At 40.5% G+C, this 18,219-nt stretch carries 17 protein-coding genes, 2 tRNA genes, 1 rRNA gene and 2 pseudogenes; 16 read left to right on the plus strand and 6 right to left on the minus strand.

Going from position 1 to position 18,219, the window contains the following annotated elements; genetic code table 11:
• The 7 genes from rrf to tsaD form a co-directional block, all read left to right on the plus strand.
• A 5S ribosomal RNA gene (gene rrf, locus KR50_RS18920) occupies positions 1-77 on the plus strand; the annotation flags it as partial.
• 42 nt (positions 78-119) lie between these two features.
• A tRNA-Met gene (locus KR50_RS06525) sits at positions 120-193 on the plus strand.
• A 7-nt stretch (positions 194-200) separates the two neighbouring features.
• Positions 201-276, plus strand: a tRNA-Asp gene (locus tag KR50_RS06530).
• A 207-nt stretch (positions 277-483) separates the two neighbouring features.
• Positions 484-936 (plus strand): tRNA (adenosine(37)-N6)-threonylcarbamoyltransferase complex ATPase subunit type 1 TsaE, encoded by a 453-nt coding sequence (gene tsaE, locus KR50_RS06535; protein WP_041056403.1) that lies wholly within the window; start codon positions 484-486, stop codon positions 934-936.
• Positions 933-1,643, plus strand: a complete 711-nt coding sequence (tsaB, locus tag KR50_RS06540) for a tRNA (adenosine(37)-N6)-threonylcarbamoyltransferase complex dimerization subunit type 1 TsaB (protein WP_041056406.1) — start codon at positions 933-935, stop codon at positions 1,641-1,643. The genes tsaE and tsaB overlap by 4 nt, the downstream gene beginning before the upstream one ends.
• Positions 1,633-2,085: a ribosomal protein S18-alanine N-acetyltransferase gene (gene rimI, locus KR50_RS06545; protein WP_041056409.1), complete on the plus strand. Its 453-nt coding sequence runs from the start codon at positions 1,633-1,635 to the stop codon at positions 2,083-2,085. Before tsaB ends, rimI begins: the two co-directional genes overlap by 11 nt.
• Positions 2,082-3,095, plus strand: coding sequence for a tRNA (adenosine(37)-N6)-threonylcarbamoyltransferase complex transferase subunit TsaD (tsaD, locus tag KR50_RS06550; protein WP_041056412.1), 1,014 nt, complete (start codon positions 2,082-2,084; stop codon positions 3,093-3,095). The genes rimI and tsaD overlap by 4 nt, the downstream gene beginning before the upstream one ends.
• A 460-nt stretch (positions 3,096-3,555) precedes the next feature.
• Here the strand turns inward: tsaD and KR50_RS06555 are convergent, their stop codons facing one another.
• The gene (locus KR50_RS06555; RefSeq protein WP_041056415.1) at positions 3,556-5,493 is read right to left on the minus strand and encodes an ABC-F family ATP-binding cassette domain-containing protein; all 1,938 of its coding nucleotides are present in this window, start codon (positions 5,491-5,493) and stop codon (positions 3,556-3,558) included.
• Positions 5,494-5,813: 320 nt separating this feature from the next.
• Between KR50_RS06555 and KR50_RS06560 the strand changes: the two genes are divergently transcribed.
• The 3 genes from KR50_RS06560 (at position 5,814) to tatC (ending at position 7,588) form a co-directional block, all read left to right on the plus strand.
• Positions 5,814-6,488 carry a redox-sensing transcriptional repressor Rex gene (locus KR50_RS06560; RefSeq protein ID WP_041056418.1) on the plus strand — a complete coding sequence of 225 codons (675 nt, stop codon included), beginning with the start codon at positions 5,814-5,816 and terminating at the stop codon, positions 6,486-6,488.
• 95 nt (positions 6,489-6,583) lie between these two features.
• On the plus strand, positions 6,584-6,763 hold the full coding sequence (locus KR50_RS06565) for a twin-arginine translocase TatA/TatE family subunit (protein WP_269746065.1): 180 nt from the start codon (positions 6,584-6,586) through the stop codon (positions 6,761-6,763).
• An 18-nt stretch (positions 6,764-6,781) separates the two neighbouring features.
• Positions 6,782-7,588, plus strand: a complete 807-nt coding sequence (gene tatC / locus KR50_RS06570) for a twin-arginine translocase subunit TatC (RefSeq protein ID WP_041056424.1) — start codon at positions 6,782-6,784, stop codon at positions 7,586-7,588.
• An 8-nt stretch (positions 7,589-7,596) separates the two neighbouring features.
• Here tatC and KR50_RS06575 read toward each other — a convergent pair whose 3' ends face one another.
• Together KR50_RS06575 and KR50_RS06580 are read right to left on the minus strand one after the other, a co-directional pair.
• Entirely contained in the window at positions 7,597-7,800 is a 204-nt protein-coding gene (locus KR50_RS06575; RefSeq protein WP_041056427.1) for a YdiK family protein, read from the minus strand.
• Positions 7,797-8,546 (minus strand): CPBP family intramembrane glutamic endopeptidase, encoded by a 750-nt coding sequence (locus tag KR50_RS06580; RefSeq protein ID WP_041056429.1) that lies wholly within the window; start codon positions 8,544-8,546, stop codon positions 7,797-7,799. The genes KR50_RS06575 and KR50_RS06580 overlap by 4 nt, the downstream gene beginning before the upstream one ends.
• Before the next feature lie 244 nt (positions 8,547-8,790).
• Here KR50_RS06580 and groES point away from each other — a divergent pair, with 244 nt between their 5' ends.
• Together groES and groL are read left to right on the plus strand one after the other, a co-directional pair.
• Positions 8,791-9,075: a co-chaperone GroES gene (gene groES, locus KR50_RS06585; protein WP_041056432.1), complete on the plus strand. Its 285-nt coding sequence runs from the start codon at positions 8,791-8,793 to the stop codon at positions 9,073-9,075.
• 100 nt (positions 9,076-9,175) lie between these two features.
• Positions 9,176-10,804: a chaperonin GroEL gene (groL, locus tag KR50_RS06590; protein ID WP_041056435.1), complete on the plus strand. Its 1,629-nt coding sequence runs from the start codon at positions 9,176-9,178 to the stop codon at positions 10,802-10,804.
• Between the two features lie 87 nt (positions 10,805-10,891).
• Here groL and KR50_RS18895 read toward each other — a convergent pair.
• Positions 10,892-11,767 (minus strand): annotated as a pseudogene (locus KR50_RS18895) (tyrosine-type recombinase/integrase).
• A 729-nt stretch (positions 11,768-12,496) separates the two neighbouring features.
• Here KR50_RS18895 and KR50_RS06600 point away from each other — a divergent pair.
• Positions 12,497-13,705: a hypothetical protein gene (locus tag KR50_RS06600; RefSeq protein WP_041056438.1), complete on the plus strand. Its 1,209-nt coding sequence runs from the start codon at positions 12,497-12,499 to the stop codon at positions 13,703-13,705.
• 432 nt (positions 13,706-14,137) lie between these two features.
• Here the strand turns inward: KR50_RS06600 and KR50_RS06605 are convergent, their stop codons facing one another.
• Positions 14,138-14,938 carry a hypothetical protein gene (locus KR50_RS06605; protein ID WP_041056441.1) on the minus strand — a complete coding sequence of 267 codons (801 nt, stop codon included), beginning with the start codon at positions 14,936-14,938 and terminating at the stop codon, positions 14,138-14,140.
• Positions 14,939-15,517: 579 nt separating this feature from the next.
• Between KR50_RS06605 and KR50_RS18725 the strand changes: the two are divergent.
• Together KR50_RS18725 and KR50_RS06615 are read left to right on the plus strand one after the other, a co-directional pair.
• A pseudogene (locus KR50_RS18725) lies at positions 15,518-15,694 on the plus strand (Dabb family protein); the annotation flags it as partial.
• Positions 15,691-16,257, plus strand: coding sequence for a DNA-3-methyladenine glycosylase I (locus KR50_RS06615; protein ID WP_041056448.1), 567 nt, complete (start codon positions 15,691-15,693; stop codon positions 16,255-16,257). The pseudogene KR50_RS18725 and the gene KR50_RS06615, both read left to right, overlap by 4 nt.
• 154 nt (positions 16,258-16,411) lie before the next feature.
• On the opposite strand, the gene KR50_RS06620 is transcribed toward KR50_RS06615, so the two are convergent.
• Entirely contained in the window at positions 16,412-17,272 is an 861-nt protein-coding gene (locus KR50_RS06620) for a GAF domain-containing protein (RefSeq protein WP_041056451.1), read from the minus strand.
• Positions 17,273-17,518: 246 nt separating this feature from the next.
• On the opposite strand from KR50_RS06620, the gene KR50_RS06625 reads away from it, so the two are divergent.
• Positions 17,519-18,193 carry a DNA alkylation repair protein gene (locus KR50_RS06625; protein WP_041056454.1) on the plus strand — a complete coding sequence of 225 codons (675 nt, stop codon included), beginning with the start codon at positions 17,519-17,521 and terminating at the stop codon, positions 18,191-18,193.
• The last annotated feature ends 26 nt before the right edge of the window (positions 18,194-18,219 follow it).

Below are 18,219 nucleotides of genomic sequence, written 5' to 3' on the forward strand. Positions count from 1 at the left end.
CCGAACACGGCAGTTAAGCTCTTCAGCGCCGATGGTAGTTGGGGGTCTCCCCCTGTGAGAGTAGGACGTCGCTAGGCGGTATTCATTTTTTATACTGTGGCTTTCTAAGCCGATATTGACGCGGGGTGGAGCAGTTCGGTAGCTCGTCGGGCTCATAACCCGAAGGTCGCAGGTTCAAATCCTGCCCCCGCAATTACCAAGGTCCCGTGGTGTAGCGGTTAACATGCCTGCCTGTCACGCAGGAGATCGCCGGTTCGATCCCGGTCGGGACCGCCATTTTCCATGAATTCATTCATGGTTATTTTTTTTGTCTTAAAACCAGAAAGTGCAGGGTTTGAAGACTTTGCGTTTCACTTAAAATCATGTACACTTAATAGAAGCTTTAAAAAACAGGACTGACTCCAAAAGGGTGAGTCTTTTTTATTGAAATAGTTAAAATGATGAGTGAATTATTTATAGAGTTAAAAAGTGGAGGAACGTGCAGTGATTTATAACTGGAATTCAAACCATCCCGATGAAACAGCCGCATTTGCATTTAAAATAGGAGAATTGCTGAAAGCCGGAGACGTTTTGACACTAGAGGGCGATCTTGGTGCAGGAAAGACCGCTTTTTCAAAAGGGGTTGCCAAGGGCTTAGGTGTTGAACGAACGGTGAGCAGCCCTACGTTTACCATTATGAAAGAATATATGGGCAGGCTTCCTCTTTATCATATGGATGTTTACCGACTTGGAGAAGATGGTGAGGATCTGGGATTTAGTGAATATTTTGAAGGAGAAGGGGTCTGCTTAGTGGAATGGGCACACTTAATAGAAGAACAGCTTCCTTCAAAGCGTCTTGAAATCTCTATTATGTACGAAGGTGATCTAAAAAGACGATTCGAACTGCGTCCTGCAGGTAAACGATATGAAGAGCTTTGTAAGGAGATTTTGCGATGAATGTACTAGTAATTGATACCTCGAATATTCCTTTGTCCATTGCTGTTTTAACTGAACAAACGGTGATTGCTGAAACGATCATCAACAGCAAGAAAAACCACTCGCTTCAGGCGATGCCAGCCATTGAATCCATGCTTCGCTCAGTGGATCTGTCGCCGAAGGATTTAACGCGTATTGTTGTGGCAAAAGGTCCTGGCTCCTATACCGGTGTGAGAATTGGCGTTACACTCGCTAAAACCTTAGCCTGGACGCTTTCCATTCCACTTGTTGCCGTTTCAAGCCTGGCTGCTTTAACAGGGGCGGGGCGCTATTTTGACGGCTATATTTGTCCTGTGTTCAATGCCAGGCGCGGGCAGGCTTATACCGGATTGTATGCCTACAAAGATCAAGAGCTTGTTCAAGTAAAAGAAGATTTAAATGGACTGATGGAAGACTGGTTGAATGAACTGAGTTTGATGGATCGAAAAATTCTATTTACAGGACAGGATGCAGCAGTCTTTCGTGAGTTGATCATTGAAAAGTTAGGCGATCGGGCTGTTTTTGCCACGATAACAGAGAATATGCCGCGTGCTGCTGAACTTGGGTTAATTGGAATGAATATGGAGCCTGGAAATGTTCATGATGTGGTGCCGAATTATATAAGAATGGCTGAAGCAGAAACAAAATGGCTCCAGCAGCAAAAGAAGGTCGATGCGAATGATCGATGAAGTAGAATTCCGCTGGATGACGATGGCGGACATTGATGCTGTGGTTGCTGTGGAGGAAGAGTGTTTTTCCGTGCCATGGAAGCGGGTAGCATTTGAAAATGAGCTGACCGTTAACCAGTTTGCTAAATACCTTCTCTTATTGAATGAGGGAGAAGTGATCGGGTATTGCGGGCTGTGGCTGATCATGGATGAAGCACATATTACCAATATTGCAGTGCTGCCGAGGCTGCGTGGTCAGAAGCTGGGCAAAAAATTAATGAAAAAGGTACTTGAGTTTGCAAAGGATGCAGGGGCAAGGACGGTGACACTTGAAGTGCGTGTCAGTAATGATATCGCCCGTTCTCTCTATCAAAACCTTGGATTTTTAGAAGGCGGCATCAGAAAAAATTATTATTCAGATAATCAGGAGGATGCGTTAGTCATGTGGGTGGAATTAAGATGACAAAGCAAACATTGATATTGGGAATTGAAACAAGCTGTGATGAAACAGCAGCCTCAGTAGTCAGGGGAGGAACGGAGATTCTTTCAAATGTCGTTGCTTCGCAAATCGAAAGCCATAAGCGCTTTGGAGGCGTGGTGCCTGAAATTGCTTCAAGACATCATGTTGAACAGGTGACCTATGTGGTGGAAGAAGCACTGAATCAAGCGGAACGGACGATTGAAGAGATTGATGCGATTGCCGTTACGGAAGGGCCGGGACTTGTGGGAGCGCTATTAATTGGGGTCAATGCAGCAAAAGCCATTGCCTTTGCTCACGAGAAGCCGCTGATAGGCGTTCACCATATCGCAGGTCATATTTACGCCAACCGTTTAATGAAAGAAATGAAGTTTCCTCTGATGTCGCTTGTTGTTTCAGGCGGCCATACAGAGCTTGTGCTGATGAAAGACCACGGCTCCTATGAAGTGGTTGGAGAAACGAGAGATGATGCAGCAGGGGAGGCTTATGACAAAGTAGCCCGCACCCTCGGTCTGCCTTATCCTGGTGGACCGCACATAGACCGCCTCGCTCAGGAAGGCAAACCGGTTATTAAACTGCCGAGAGCCTGGCTTGAAGAAGGATCCTTTGATTTCAGTTTCAGCGGATTGAAATCCTCTGTTATTAACACGCTTCATAATGCAGAACAGCGCGGGGAACAGTTGGATACAAAGGATCTGGCTGCGAGCTTTCAGGAAAGTGTCATTGATGTACTCGTCACAAAAACAGAGCGGGCAGTAAGTCAGTTTGGAGCCAAACAGCTATTGGTTGCGGGCGGAGTAGCGGCGAATAAAGGGCTGCGTGAACGACTGCATGAAACCTTTGATGATCGAGAAGATGTAGAACTCGTAATTCCGCCTCTATCTTTATGTACAGACAATGCCGCGATGATTGCAGCGGCCGGAACGATCTCATTTGAGCAGGGAAAACGTTCGGATTATGCCCTAAATGCAAATCCCGGACTAGAGCTTCGCTAGGCATGAAAATCATCAGGTAAAAGTCCTGATGATTTTTTAAATTGTAAGAACATTTGTACTTGTTCACAGTCTGTTGATAACCTGTTGATAAGTGGAAAAGGCCTGTGTAAAAGTTGTAAATATTTCAGTGTGTCGTTAACTGTGGATAATGTGGATAAATATCATTAGTATTGTGGATAATGTGGAAAACTCTCTTGATAACTAATAAAAAGCTGTGCGATTTGTGCATAACTCTGTGGACAGTTACACAGATGTCATGGTTTCTACATATTTCGACTCATTTATATTTACATACAAAATAATAAAGGATCTGAGAAACGGTTAATAAGTCTTTAAAATGGACCGATTTATTGTGCTGCATTTCGATAGAAGAAGCTAATAAATGCTCGAAAAAATAAAGAATGCCTTTATGAAATAGTTCATAAAGACATTCATAAGATCGTTGGTTAAATTGTACGTTCTACTCTTCAAGCTCTTCTTCAAGAGAAGCCCATTCTTCCATCAAGCCATCCATAACGGCTTTCGCCCGTTCGATGGCTTCATTGCACTCCATCACTTTTTCGTGATCCTGAAAAATGTCTGGATCACATAAAATGTTTTCGTTGTCTTCGATTTGAGATTCCAGTTCAGTGATTTGAATTTCAATTTCATCGAGCCGGCGCCGTTTTTGACGTTCTTTCTTTTTTTGCTCCTTATCCAATTGAAAGCTGTTTTTATCTTTCTGTGGAGAAAGGGAAGGGTTCGCTGCTTCCGATTGTTCACGTTCATACGCTTCATGCTCTTCTTTTTCTAGCGTTTTCTCCAGGTAGTAGTCATAATCCCCAAGAAACTCTGTGGCTCCTTCAGGAGAAAGCTCCAGTACCTTTGTGGCGATGCGGTTGATAAAGTACCGGTCATGGGATACAAAAAGAATGGTCCCCGGAAAATCCATCAGAGCATTTTCGAGAATTTCCTTGCTGTCGAGATCCAGGTGGTTAGTCGGCTCATCTAAAATCAGCAGATTGGATTGCTGCATCATCAGCTTCGCCAGTGCGAGTCTAGCTTTTTCGCCGCCGCTTAAGGCATGGACCGGTTTTAACACATCTTCCCCGGAAAACAGAAAGTTGCCAAGGACGGTGCGTATATCTTTTTCGTTTTTCATTGGATACTCATCCCAGAGCTCATTTAAAACGGTTTTCCTCGAATTCAGCTCTGCCTGTTCCTGATCGTAGTAGCCGATGCTGACATTGGAGCCGTATTGAATGGAGCCTGCCTGCGGATCGAGTTTTTTTACGATTGTTTTAAGCAGTGTCGACTTTCCCACACCATTTGGCCCGATAAGCGCCAGGCTGTCCTGACGGGCTAGAGAGGTTGAGATGTGGCTTGACAGTGGACGGTCGTAGCCGATTGCAAGATCATTCAGCTTTAGTACATCATTTCCGCTTTGACGATCGATCGAAAAAGCAAAGTTTGCTGACTTTTCATCGCCTTGCGGGCGGTCCATTTTGTCCATTTTTTCAAGCTTTTTTCGCCGGCTTTGCGCCTGCTTCGTAGTGGAGGCACGGACTAGATTGCGTGCTATGAAATCCTCCAGTTTTGCGATTTCTCCCTGCTGCTTATCGAATTCTTTCAGTTCACGCTCATAGCTTAAAGCCTTCTGGTCCAGATAATAGCTGTAGTTTCCGTGATACTTGCGTGAGCGGTGCCTTGACAGCTCCACAACCTGATTGACGACTTTATCGAGAAAATAGCGGTCATGGGATACGATCAGGATGGCGCCGGGATAGCCCTGCAAATACTGTTCAAGCCAGGACAGTGTTTCGATGTCCAAATGGTTGGTAGGCTCATCGAGAATCATGATATCAGGCTTTGATAGCAGCATTTTTCCGAGTGCCAGTCTCGTTTTTTGCCCTCCGCTTAAAGTCGAAATGGCAGTGTCATGATCCATCTGCCCAAAGCGCAGGCCGTGAAGAACCGAGCGAATATCCGCTTCATACTGATAGCCTCCCTGATCTTTAAAAGCAACCTGGAGCGCATCATAGTCTTTCATCACGCGTTCATAGCTTTCACTGTTTTCATAGACAGCCGGGTCCGCCATTTGACGTTCGGTTTTCCGCAGCTTGATCTCCATTTTTTTCAGGTGATCAAATACAGACAGCATTTCTTCCCAAATCGAAAGCTGGGATTCCAAACCGCTGTGCTGTTCAAGATAGCCAAGAGAGACATCTTTTGGCTTGATGATTTCTCCTTCATCATAGGACATGCTGCCGGCAATCATTTTCAGCAGCGTTGATTTCCCTGCACCGTTTCGTCCAACGAGTGCGATGCGGTCTTTAGTTTGAACCTCGAGTTTTATATTCGAAAGAATCTCTTCAGCGCCAAAGGCTTTAGAGAGTCCGTTTACTTGTAGTAAAATCATGTAAGGGTCACCTCATTTTCTTCCTTTAAGTGTATCGCATGACAGAACCGTTGTGCAATCTAACGAATCTGTGAATGAGTGTACAAACTTTGCACACATCGAGTCGAATGGTGTATGATACAATTGAACGATTTGTATAATTTGAACAATAAGACGATATGAAGCTATTTTCTTATAGAAAAACGCACATGAGAGAGAAGACGGATTCGTCACGAATCTGAACTGATGGAAGCGTTAACAGATTTTTTGACTACTTCACATGATTTTACGGGGCTGCCGTTTAGATCATCCGATGAATGGAGTCTAAAGGGAGTGAAAGAATGAATCAGGAAATGAAAATACCGCAAGCGACGGCAAAAAGGCTTCCTCTTTATTACCGCTTTTTGAAGAACCTTCATTCTTCTGGGAAGCAGCGGGTGTCATCGAAGGAACTGAGTGAAGCAGTAAAAGTGGATTCAGCAACCATCCGCCGTGATTTTTCTTATTTTGGCGCGTTAGGAAAAAAGGGATATGGCTATAATGTTGATTATCTGCTTACCTTTTTCAGAAAAACGCTAGATCAGGATGAAGTCACCAAAGTGATTTTAATTGGTGTGGGGAACCTTGGCACCGCATTCCTTCATTATAACTTTTTAAAAAACAACAATACGAAAATTGAGATGGCGTTTGATGCCGACCCGAAAAAAGCAGGGACAACCATTGGTGATGTTCCGATTTTTTCAATGGATGAGCTGGAAGATCGGGTGGCAGCGAGTGACATTGAAGTCGCCATTCTGACTGTACCGGCAGGACCTGCACAGACGATTACCGACCGGCTGGTGCCGATGAAAATTAAGGGTATTTTGAATTTTACGCCTGCCCGGCTGAATGTGCCTGATCAAATCCGAATTCACCATATTGATCTGGCAGTAGAGCTTCAATCGCTGATTTATTTTTTGCGGCACTACGGCACAGAAGACGTAGAACCGTCACAATTAGGTGAAGGAATAGAATAGCCAAACAAGGCTGAATGATTTATGATAAAGCTACAGCCTTCACCATTTTACAGACTGTTGCCGTCTATACGGCATAAGCAATTAAAAGGAGGTATATGAGTATGCCAGGTCCAATGAGCCTCGTCATTATCGCCGTTGTCGCCCTATTGATTTTTGGTCCGAAAAAGCTTCCTGAACTGGGAAAAGCTGCGGGGAACACGCTCCGTGAATTCAAGGATGCTACAAAAGGATTAGCAGATGACGACGATGACAAGAAGAAAGAAGACAAGCACTAAAAACGGGATGGTGGCCATATGAACGAGAAAGATATGTCCGTCCATGATCATATAAATGAAATAAGAAAACGACTCATCCTTGTAGTCGTTTTCTTTGTCTTTGCAATTGCTGTCGGTTTTTTTCTCGCAGAGCCTCTCATGAAGTTTCTGCAATCGTCTGATGAAGCACAGCAAATGACACTCAACGCATTCAGGGTGACAGATCCCGTAAAGATCTACTTTCAAATCATCCTATTCATTGCGTTTATCATGACGGCTCCCTTAATCTTATTTCAACTCTGGTCCTTTGTGAGTCCAGGGCTTCATGAACGAGAACGGCGCGTAACGTTAAGCTATATTCCAGCATCCGCCCTGTTGTTTTTAGGCGGTCTTGCTTTTGCTTATTTTATTCTGTTTCCGTTTGTCGTTCAGTTTATGATGAATTTATCCGATAACCTGGGCATTGAACAGGTCATTGGAATCAATGAATACTTTCAATTTCTATTTCAAATGACGATTCCGTTCGGTTTTTTGTTTCAGCTGCCGGTGATCATGCTGTTTGTGACGCGCCTTGGCATTGTGACGCCGATGGTTTTATCCAAAATCAGAAAGTATGCATACTTTGTGCTGATTGTGGTAGCGGCATTTGTCACACCGCCGGATATTTTTTCTCATCTGCTCGTGACCGTTCCACTGCTTGTTCTTTATGAGATCAGCTTGTGGATAGCGAAAATTGGCTACCGCAAAGCGCTGAAAGCAGAAGCGAAGCAGCGGGAGATCGATGAAAAAGAAAGAAGAGAACGGATTGACCGGGAATTGGCCAATCAAAAAAGCAGCGGCGAATAATTTCGCCGCTACTTTTTTTTGTTTAAATGCTTTTTAATTCTAAAATGAAGCCCGATTAACCGGATGCCGGACCCAACATCATAGGTCGCCATTAAAATGAACAGGTACGCGAAAAATCCCCAGCCGTCCGTATTAACCGTGTTTATTGCAAAATACGTAAACATGGCTCCAAGCAGAATGTAAATAATGCCGTAAGTTAACGGCTTTCTCATACAATCACTCCAATAATCCCCCGAATCAGAATAAACATCGCTTCATTCATTTCCATTAATTCCTCCAGCTGATCTGCAAAAACAAACTGAACAAGCACAACAAAGGAGTTAATAGCAATATGCGCAATAATCGGGACAATGATGCGTTTGGTCATCGCATAGAGGAACGCGAATGCAAAGCCCATCGCTGTGTAAATCAGTATATGCGTGAAATCCAAGTGAATAGCGGCAAAAATCAAGGCACTCAGCATACCGGAAATAAAGAAATTATATCTTCGGTACAGCCAGCCGAATATGACACCACGGAACACTATTTCTTCCAAGATCGGTCCAAAAACAGCGACAGCTAAAGCAGCAACAGGGACGTATTCCAGCAAGGAAATGATGTCTGCAGTATTTTCCGAGCCAGGCTCAATGCCAATTAGCATCTCAATCATGGCTGCAATCATCTGGCTGAAGAAAGCAAGGAAGATCCCGGCAATCGACCACACGACAGCCATGCCTGCATTTGAGCGCTCTCCCGGAAGATCAAGCACGCCTTTTCGCTTGTTTAAAAGAATGAGCGTGATAACCAGCGTAAGAAGGAAACTAAAGAATACCCAATAGCCTGCCGCATAACTCTGCAGTGCCGCGGGATCGGTATCGGTCCATCGCAGTCCTGCAAAATAGAGAAGCGGGATGCCGACAATACCGGAAAGCTGCATGACGATGTATGCAATGATAATAATTAAAAAGGTTCGATTCACATGGTTACTCCTTTAATAAAAATTTCTCGACGCACAAGAAAGAATTGCCGATAAACTACATTCTACTAATAAAGCAGCTCCCCATCAAATGTAACCTCTTAAAAAAAGGGCAGAATATGTCGGAAAAAAGTAATCGTTTTTACTTGCATAAAAGGTCAGAATTCTTTATCATAATAACTGGGTTAGCACTCTCGTAGTTAGAGTGCTAATAACGAGAACACATATCTTAAGGAGGTTGTTTCACTTGTTAAAACCATTAGGTGATCGCGTAATTATTGAGTTGGTAGAATCAGAAGAAAAAACATCAAGCGGGATTGTACTTCCAGACAGCGCAAAAGAAAAGCCGCAGGAAGGCAGAATTGTCGCAGTCGGTACAGGTCGCGTTCTTGAAAACGGAGAAACTGTAGCGCTTGAAGTATCTGTTGAAGACCGCATTATCTTCTCGAAATACGCTGGAACAGAAGTGAAATACCAAGGCAATGAATACTTAATCCTTCGTGAGAGCGACATTCTGGCAATCGTTGGATAATTAAACGAACCACTTACTTACTAGATAAAGAGCATGACAAAATACATCAGGCAGTCTGGGATTTTAAACCGGCGCCTGCAAAAACAGGAGGAACCTTAACATGGCTAAAGATATTAAATTTAGTGAAGAAGCTCGCCGTTCGATGCTTCGCGGTGTCGATCAACTTGCAAACGCAGTTAAAGTAACACTTGGACCAAAAGGACGGAACGTGGTTCTTGAGAAAAAATTTGGTTCACCACTTATTACAAATGATGGCGTAACTATCGCAAAAGAAATCGAGCTTGAAGACGCATTTGAAAACATGGGTGCAAAGCTTGTTGCTGAAGTAGCAAGCAAAACAAATGAAATTGCCGGTGACGGTACAACAACTGCAACGGTTCTTGCGCAAGCGATGATCGTTGAAGGCCTTAAAAACGTAACAGCTGGTGCTAACCCAGTAGGCGTTCGTAAAGGAATCGAAAAAGCAGTAGCTGTGGCTCTAGAAGAACTTAGAGTGATTTCAAAACCAATCGAGAACAAAGAATCAATTGCACAGGTTGCATCCATCTCAGCATCAGACGAAGAAGTAGGTCAATTGATCGCTGAAGCAATGGAGCGCGTTGGAAACGATGGCGTGATCACGATCGAAGAATCAAAAGGCTTCACAACAGAGCTTGATGTAGTAGAAGGTATGCAATTCGACCGTGGATATGCCTCTCCATACATGGTGACAGATTCAGATAAAATGGAAGCGGTACTTGAAAATCCATATATCTTAATCACTGACAAGAAAATCGGCAACATCCAGGAAGTCCTTCCTGTTCTTGAGCAGGTTGTTCAGCAAGGCAAGCCACTTCTAATCGTAGCAGAAGACGTAGAAGGCGAAGCACTGGCTACACTTGTTGTGAATAAGCTTCGCGGAACATTCAATGCAGTAGCGGTTAAAGCGCCTGGATTCGGTGACCGCCGTAAAGCAATGCTAGAAGACTTAGCTGTTCTTACAGGCGCTGAAGTGATCACAGAAGACCTTGGTCTTGATCTTAAATCAGCAAACGTATCTCAGCTTGGACGCGCTGCGAAAGTAGTCGTTTCTAAAGAAAACACAACGGTTGTTGAAGGCGCTGGCGAAGCAGACAAGATCGGTTCTCGTGTAGGCCAAATCCGTGCTCAATTAGAAGAAACAACTTCTGAATTCGACAAAGAAAAACTGCAGGAGCGCCTTGCGAAACTAGCTGGCGGCGTTGCAGTCATCAAAGTCGGAGCAGCAACAGAAACAGAACTTAAAGAACGTAAACTACGCATCGAAGACGCTCTTAACTCAACACGTGCAGCAGTTGAAGAAGGAATCGTTTCCGGTGGTGGTACAGCACTTGTGAACGTTTACTCGAAAGTTGCGGCAATCGAAGCACAAGGCGACGTTGCAACAGGCATCAAAATCGTTCTTCGTGCACTAGAAGAGCCAATTCGTCAAATCGCACACAATGCAGGCCTTGAAGGATCAATCATCGTTGAGCGCCTGAAAAAAGAAGAAATCGGCATCGGCTTCAACGCAGCCAATGGCGAGTGGGTAAACATGATCGAAACAGGCATCGTAGACCCAACAAAAGTTACACGTTCTGCACTTCAAAATGCAGCATCCGTAGCAGCTATGTTCCTTACAACAGAAGCAGTCGTAGCCGACATCCCTGAAGAGGGCGGAGGCGGAATGCCTGACATGGGCGGCATGGGTGGAATGGGCGGCATGATGTAATCTGTCCCATGGCCCTTGATGTCAAGGGTTTAGCTTCACCCTGAAAGACAAAATGACATACTTTTGACATACCTAGCGGAGAAAACACTATAAATCTAATGAGCCTCTCATAAGTTCACTGAACTTATGAGAGGCTTTTTCTTCGATGTCTTTAGTAATGTGTGCGTAAATATTCATGGTTGTGTTTATGTCTCCATGACCTAATCGCTGCTGAAATTCTTTAACCTCTACACCAGCTTCAATTAACAGTGAGGTTTGGGTGTGTCGTAAAGAGTGGGGAGTAAGTTTTATTTATCCCACTAATTTTTAATAAACCTCTAGTTCCATATCTATATCCGACCCCGACCATTTTAAGGCGATCAGCTCACCTACTCGTCACCCACTATAAGCAAGTGTCAAAAACATGGGGTAGTCTTTATCTATGCCACTTTCCTTGGCAACTTATAGAAAATGAATAAGTTCTTCTTTTTCCATAAACCTAATTTCACCTTTACTGCTCTCTACCTCCTCAACGGTTTCCACTTTACGTGTGATTTTCGCAAAGTCGCAAGGACTGCCCATAATTATTTTTAAACCTACAGCTTTCCTAAAAATAATTCTACCTGTTGCATGAATACCATCTAGAGTATTAAACGCATAGCCTGCAATATGCAGCGATGCAAGCATGGTTTGATACTGTTTACGCGTGATACCTTTTATTTTTTTATTTCCGAAGAACCTATTTAAGTGATCCAAGTTATGCTTTCGATTTCTCACAGAACTAATTTTAGCTGTGTCACGATAAGTCTTAATTCACTTTAAAGTAAACTCTTGAAAGGTAATATTTTGTTCCTGAACATATGTGCTTTCATATACTTCCTTTTCTACTTCAACTGCGGCCATCTGAGCTTATTTTTTTGTCTTGAATCCTCCTTTAGATGAGAATTTCTTTTTCTCAGTAGACGGATCTAATCCCGTATATATTTGGAAGTGTCATTTGTTACCTCTTTTTAGTAAATTAGCAACATTTATCCTTCCTTTTTTTAATTAAAGAATTGAGATCTGTGGGAAGTGAGGCATAGAGAGTAAAGTGCCTTGCATTTCTTTACTGAAGTTCGTAAAAGAATAAGGCATTAAAGACTGGCGACCTGCATGCCTTCCAGCGTGGCAAAGCTCTTGGAAAAATTGCTCTCGTTGGTGTATATAAGGGAGGCGACTAGAAACTTCCCTACTTTCATGTAACTAGCTTATGTAGGTCTACAAGTCGCAAAGATTTGTGACTCTGATCCAATGCTGTAATCATTTGACGCTGTAAATTTGTGTTTTTTGTACCTCTGAGTTATTAGATCTTTTAGAATTGTGGTTGTGTAGTAAGGAAACCTCAAACTAATCACCATCCTTACAAGTATTATACGAATGTTCGTTCTGTTAATCGGAAAAATTACAAAAAATCGTTTAAAAAGTGGAGGGGGAATAAAACATAAATTTCTTATTCTCAAAAAACTAAAGTATAGGAATTCATCTCCTGCCAATGTTGCCTATTATAATTAAATCCAAAACCTTATTACTATTAAATACTTTCAAGTTAATTTTAAAAATAAAGAATATGTTGAATCTAACTACTAAATATCTGAAAATTATATTAGACTAGAAGAAGATGGGATAGTTTTTAAAAAATGTTATTTTAATTCTAATTTTAGAGAGGTGTATTTGTTGAATATATTACTATTGGTTATACTGTTTCTATTTGTATCCACAGTTATCATTTGGATAGCCCATTCGAAAACTAGTAAAAAAGAGATGCAAAAAAGGGAATTAGATCCTTCCATAGAAGAAACATATGAAGATCATCAATTAATTGAACAGATAACACCCTGGGAATTAAAAGAAATTAAATCAATGCCAGCTGCAACTAGTAATGAAATTTTATTAAACTCAAAATTAAAAAAAACAGTACAAGATATTGTAAGAGAATCAAAACCAAACATACTCAAAAAAGCTACTGGAAAACAACTGTTTGAAATAACATTTGCTCCCGAGATTCTTGAAGGGTTAAAAAACGGAAAATACAATTTAATGGATTCAAACCAAGTGCAAGGGGGCAAAAGGGCAATTGCTAGAGATCATAAAGGAAAATTAGTGGGTCATGGTAATTTAAGTAAGTACAAAAACTTAAAGGGTATAGCAACAAATGCTCTAACAGTTGCTGTTTCACAAGAACACCTTCAAGAAATTCGGGAAGAATTAACTACAATTAAAAATGGGTTAGAATCTTTAAAAGCGATTGAGTTGGATAAACATTATGCTTTAGCAGAAGGGGTTTTAGATTATTATCAACGTGTTAGTTCATTTTATCAGGAGACCAATACTATACCAGAAAAAATTCAAACTGAGTTAGAACAGGTCTATGTACAGTCATTGCAGTCAGTTCGAGCCTTAATTAAAATGACAAACACCTTTTCAAATGATATAGAAAAGCTTAAAGGTTCTGTCTTTTGGAAAACTGAAAAACAGGTCAATGCTCTAATAAGTATTGCAAAAGAGTTTGAAAAGATACAAAAATATCAAACACAACATTTTAGAAATTTGATGGTTTTTATTAAGTTCTGCGAATTAAGTGGAGAACCTGACAATGTAGTGGCTTCAAACCTCACTAAAATTAATGAGCTCATCCAAGAAAATGTAAGTGTAGCAAATAAGGTTATTAATGAGGGAAGAGCCTATTCTAGATTTTTCGAGGCGAAGCTTAGGACCCTAGGACACATTTCTGGACAAAAAAGTAAAATGGAAGAGATGTTAAATTTTTTAGAAGAAATTACACCGAAAGAAGAAATAAAGAATACGATCCACATCCCTCCAAGAACAATGATTATTGAATTGGTAGATGGCAAAGTTAAGTCTTTAAATAAGGTTTCGAATTAATATTTTAGCTTTTAATTCCGGTTCCTAACCACCACTCAGCTAAAGTGTAAACGTTAAAGTAAGAAAGTGGAGTTTTGGCCATTATGCTGAGCCCACCAACATTGTGTAACCGTCAAAAAGTAAAGGAAAGAAGAAATAAGAAGGTTCAAAAGTTGATATTGAAATTGAGTTGTAGAGATGAAGAGTTTGAACTTCTATTATCAAAGAATATAGGAGATTGAAATACGGGAATTAAAAGAAATTGTTAAAGGACAAGAGGAAGAAATGCGGCCGCCCAAGGAAAGGTTTAGCTAAAGTTGAAATGGACTTTAGCATCTATGACTGCAAAGAATATAGCATCCAAGAAATCCTGGACGCTACAAGGATGGAAGAGCTATTTTTTACCGGTATCTTGTCAACAGGTAGATAGGCTATATCCAGCCCATATGTTTTCTACCCTCTAATATGTGGCTGGATGTTTTCTCTTATAAAATCACCTATGTAATCATCGTTCTTAATATATTTAGGGTATAATACATCAAAAGCTAATTTATTCATTTCTTCTATAGCACCTTTAAATCCTACATTATCGTAACTGCTGATAAAGGTATATAGAAACTCTTTTTTGGTGAAATCGTTATTATCTGTAATGCCTTCAAAGTAAGTTATATACATATCTAGCAAATGATACCCATCGAAACAGTACTTATTAATATCCTGCTCTAGATAATTTAGTTCTAGATATGTATCTAAAAGCCTTTCCTTCAATAAATCAGAGTATTTAACAATCAATTCAATTCTTTCTTTTAAATCGTCTATTTCTAAAACTTCAATTTTTCCTTCAAAGATTTGTATTCCTTGTTGAACTTCCAGTTGTCTTTCAAATTGATTATCCATCTCCTTAACAGTCTCTTCTTCAAATAAAAGTTGCACATTTGATACTTCCGTATGAATTTTTTCTAGATAATTTAGGGAGTCCATTATTATTTTTATTGAAAGTTTATTTTTTATGGCAACCCTCTCATTTTTATTGGAGTTTAAACTGTAAATAATTGCTATATAAGTGAAGATGCCACCTATCAATCCACCTCCTAACCCACTAAAGAAAGTAAACCAATCACTGGTAGTCCCTTTAGTCCAAGGGGTAGGAAATAAAAAAATAAAATTAAAAATAATAGGAATTATTATAAATACTATAATTACGCTCAATACCAATACTGAAAGGAATTTTTTATCAAATATTTTTTGGTTCATATTAACTCTTCCTTTCTAATGTAAACGCTAGAATAAAATTGACACTTTTTGCTCGATAGGATTTTACACTTTTGCTCAATCAAATTATTACTTTAGTAAAATAGATCGCGACGTTATTTTACTGGAGGTTAGGATTTTGGAGGAGTAGTTAGTGTTATATATTAAGATTCAGGAAAATGAGTGGTCCTACATCTGCTGTTCATTCAGCGCAAATTTCTGTAACACTAACATATAAACCGTGTAAGCCAAAACTAAATGCCATTAGAATAACTGGTAGTGGGCAGAAATTCAACTAAGTTAGTGATCTCGGAATCTTAGAAAAAGAGTTTTAAGCCAAGAATAGAGTCTTTTATGGTAGCAAGTGAATCGATATGCCAGGCTAACCCCTCAATAATCGAGCCAGCTCTTGATCAATTAAAAGGCAAGGAGGAAAAGTATGATTGTAAACAATATACTACTGAAGTTAAATGACCGAGATAAAATCATCCTAACACAAAACGATCTTCTAAGTATGAAAAACAAGATAGAGTACCTGCTTACCATACAGGTAGAGCTAAATACTCGTTCCGCGAAGATGATTATGACCTGCTTTTTATCACTACTTTTAAAACGCAGGAAGATATGGAAAAATACCTTTCCCACCCAAAGCATGTAGAAGCTGCCGAGTTTTTTCCAGTGTATTGGATACGCCGGCATCTTTTTGTTATGAGGCTTCTAGAAATTTTTCTGGTTAATAGGAAGGAGTGGGCGAGATGACTGCATGTTTATGGCCAGGGGATAACCAGCGTATGAAAGAGTACCACGATACGGAATGGTGCATCCCAACCGATGATGATCGATATATTTTTGAAATGCTCACCCTTGAAGGGGCTCAGTCAGGATTATCCTGGAATATTGTACTATCCAAACGAGATAGTTATAAAAAAGCATTTCATAACTTTGATATCAGCTGCTGTGCGGAATTGACCGAACATGAACTGGAAGGAATAAAAGAAGAGCATCAAGTGATAAAACATATGGCTAAAATCCGATCCGTTAAAAATAATGCCATCCAAACGTTAAAAATACAAAAGGAATTTGGAAGTCTATCTGCTTTTCTTTGGGAATATGTGCAATTCACCCCCATCATCCATAACAGAAGCACCGATGAGGATATTCCGTCTCAAACTGACTTATCCATTCAATTAAGTAAAGACCTTAAAAAACGCGGGTTCAAATTTGTTGGTCCTGTCACGATCTATTCTTTTATGCAAGCTATTGGAATGGTTGATGACCATATTTTAACCTGTCCTTTTCATACTAGTCATAGGACAAGCTAGTGATGGTTGTAACAGTTGAGGAAAATAATTATAAAAGCATCAAAGCAGAAGTAAGAGAGAACATTTTAGATTGCATCCTCTGGTAATATGAAAAATAATCAGTCAAAAAGCCTGAGACACATTTGTCCCAGGCTCATTCAAATTAATTTAGCCTCTACTTTCTATGAAGTTCGAACCCGATTTTATTAAGCGCACTTTCAACAGTGGATTCAATCTGAAATTGATTTACATCCACATGTGAGCGAATGGCTTGCATAGCCGTTTCCGGGCGAAGGCCAGTCAGGATTGGAATAATTCCTACCAAATCCAATAAATTTACGATTCGCATGAGATAGGTTACGACTTCATCATTCATTCTGGTTATGCCGGATAAATCAATGAGGATCGTATCCAGGGACAACTGTTGACTCTTGAGTAAGGTCAGCTCTGTAATCCTTTCTACTCTGTTTAAATCTATATTTCCGATGATAGGTAAAATGGCTACTCCCTTTGTGATTGGAACGAGTGGTGCAGACAAGTCTTCTATCTGCTTAGTAGCCTCGTCCAATTCCAAAACATAGGAGAGCAATGAGCTCATGGTTCGGAACAATTTTTTATCACGTTCGGATAAATCAAAATAATTGGTATCCAGACCGCAAATGGTACCGTAATTTCTGCCATCTTCATAATAGATGGGTACGCCTACAAAGCTTCCTCTTCCAAATGTCTCCGTAACGTTCAGTTCTTTGGATTGCTCGTTTTGAGTAATATCAGGAATAAGGAGCACCTCTTTTCCATGATCCACACTCAGCTTACAAAAGGTATCTTTAAAAGGGGAGCTGTCACCTTCGTTTAACAATGTTTCGTTTTTATTTACGACTTTAATGATTTCATTGGTACTGCTATCATTTTTAGCAATGAATAACGTATTAATGTCCAATAGTTCACTGATTGTATGCAGGATACTTTCAGCAGCTTCATCGAAGTTTTTAAACCTGTGGAGGGTGGGGCGGTTATAATCAGATGGTGAATTCATCTATAACTTCCTTTCAAAATAGGTCACTTGCTTCATTGTAAGTACTTATGCAATAAAATGACAGCACAAGCTAGATAGATCTAAGTATATCAGACAATTGGCGGTTATCAATGAATTGAAATATGCGAAACCGGGGCGTTCCATACATAATGTTATAAGATTGTAAAAAGGTTTTAAAGATGGGCTCGTCTAATCAAGGGGAAGAAAAGAAGAACAGCTGTAAAAATAAAAATTTAGGTGAGCGTAATGCTATCAAATGAAAAGTATGTTGATGAGCTTGTAAAAGTATATACCCAGCCTATTGAATTGGCGTATGCTGACTGGTCTAAAAACTATATGAGGAACCAATTTGAATTTTTAGGGATTCGAACACCTTTACGGCGAAAACGTACGAAGCAGTTTTTCAATGAATTTGGAGTGCCGGCAAAAGAAAATCTGGAATCTATCGTCCTTGCTTTATGGGAACGGTCAGAAAGAGAGTATCAAAAAGCAGCGCTCGATCTGCTGGTAAAGGTAAAAGAAGACCTTACCCCTGAAGATATGCCCTGGTTGAGTTCTTTAATCGTTAAAAAGTCATGGTGGGATACCGTGGATGTGCTTTCGCCACATATAATGGGGCATCTGTTTACTGCCTATCCCGAACTAATCTCACAATATGCTGATCAATGGATTTCAGATGATAATATTTGGCTGCAAAGGTCAGCGCTGCTATATCAGCTTTACTATAAGAACAAAACGGATGAAGAGCGTTTATTTCACTATATTGTGAAGAGGGCTGACAGCGAAGAGTTTTTTGTTCAGAAAGCTATAGGGTGGGTATTGAGGGAATATGCGAAAACCAACCCTTTAGCTGTAAGAGAGTTTGTTTCCTTACATGAGTTAAAGACGCTAAGCAGACGGGAAGCGTTGAAGAATTTGTGAAGTAGTTAAATTACATTAAATGATAT

Origin of the sequence: Jeotgalibacillus campisalis (assembly GCF_000829515.1) — a bacterium.
Taxonomy (GTDB): Bacteria; Bacillota; Bacilli; order Bacillales; family Jeotgalibacillaceae; genus Jeotgalibacillus; species Jeotgalibacillus campisalis.

What these genes read in the sequence shown, in the direction of transcription:
- rimI (WP_041056409.1), top strand. Translation starts at nt 1,633, where the DNA reads ATGATCGATGAAGTAGAATTCCGCTGGATGACGATGGCGGACATTGAT.
- groL (WP_041056435.1), top strand. Translation starts at nt 9,176, where the DNA reads ATGGCTAAAGATATTAAATTTAGTGAAGAAGCTCGCCGTTCGATGCTT.
- tsaB (WP_041056406.1), top strand. Translation starts at nt 933, where the DNA reads ATGAATGTACTAGTAATTGATACCTCGAATATTCCTTTGTCCATTGCT.
- KR50_RS06560 (WP_041056418.1), top strand. Translation starts at nt 5,814, where the DNA reads ATGAATCAGGAAATGAAAATACCGCAAGCGACGGCAAAAAGGCTTCCT.
- KR50_RS06615 (WP_041056448.1), top strand. Translation starts at nt 15,691, where the DNA reads ATGACTGCATGTTTATGGCCAGGGGATAACCAGCGTATGAAAGAGTAC.
- KR50_RS06620 (WP_041056451.1), bottom strand. Translation starts at nt 17,272, where the DNA reads ATGAATTCACCATCTGATTATAACCGCCCCACCCTCCACAGGTTTAAA.
- KR50_RS06625 (WP_041056454.1), top strand. Translation starts at nt 17,519, where the DNA reads ATGCTATCAAATGAAAAGTATGTTGATGAGCTTGTAAAAGTATATACC.
- KR50_RS06605 (WP_041056441.1), bottom strand. Translation starts at nt 14,938, where the DNA reads ATGAACCAAAAAATATTTGATAAAAAATTCCTTTCAGTATTGGTATTG.
- KR50_RS06575 (WP_041056427.1), bottom strand. Translation starts at nt 7,800, where the DNA reads ATGAGAAAGCCGTTAACTTACGGCATTATTTACATTCTGCTTGGAGCC.
- KR50_RS06565 (WP_269746065.1), top strand. Translation starts at nt 6,584, where the DNA reads ATGAGTATGCCAGGTCCAATGAGCCTCGTCATTATCGCCGTTGTCGCC.
- tsaD (WP_041056412.1), top strand. Translation starts at nt 2,082, where the DNA reads ATGACAAAGCAAACATTGATATTGGGAATTGAAACAAGCTGTGATGAA.
- tatC (WP_041056424.1), top strand. Translation starts at nt 6,782, where the DNA reads ATGAACGAGAAAGATATGTCCGTCCATGATCATATAAATGAAATAAGA.
- KR50_RS06555 (WP_041056415.1), bottom strand. Translation starts at nt 5,493, where the DNA reads ATGATTTTACTACAAGTAAACGGACTCTCTAAAGCCTTTGGCGCTGAA.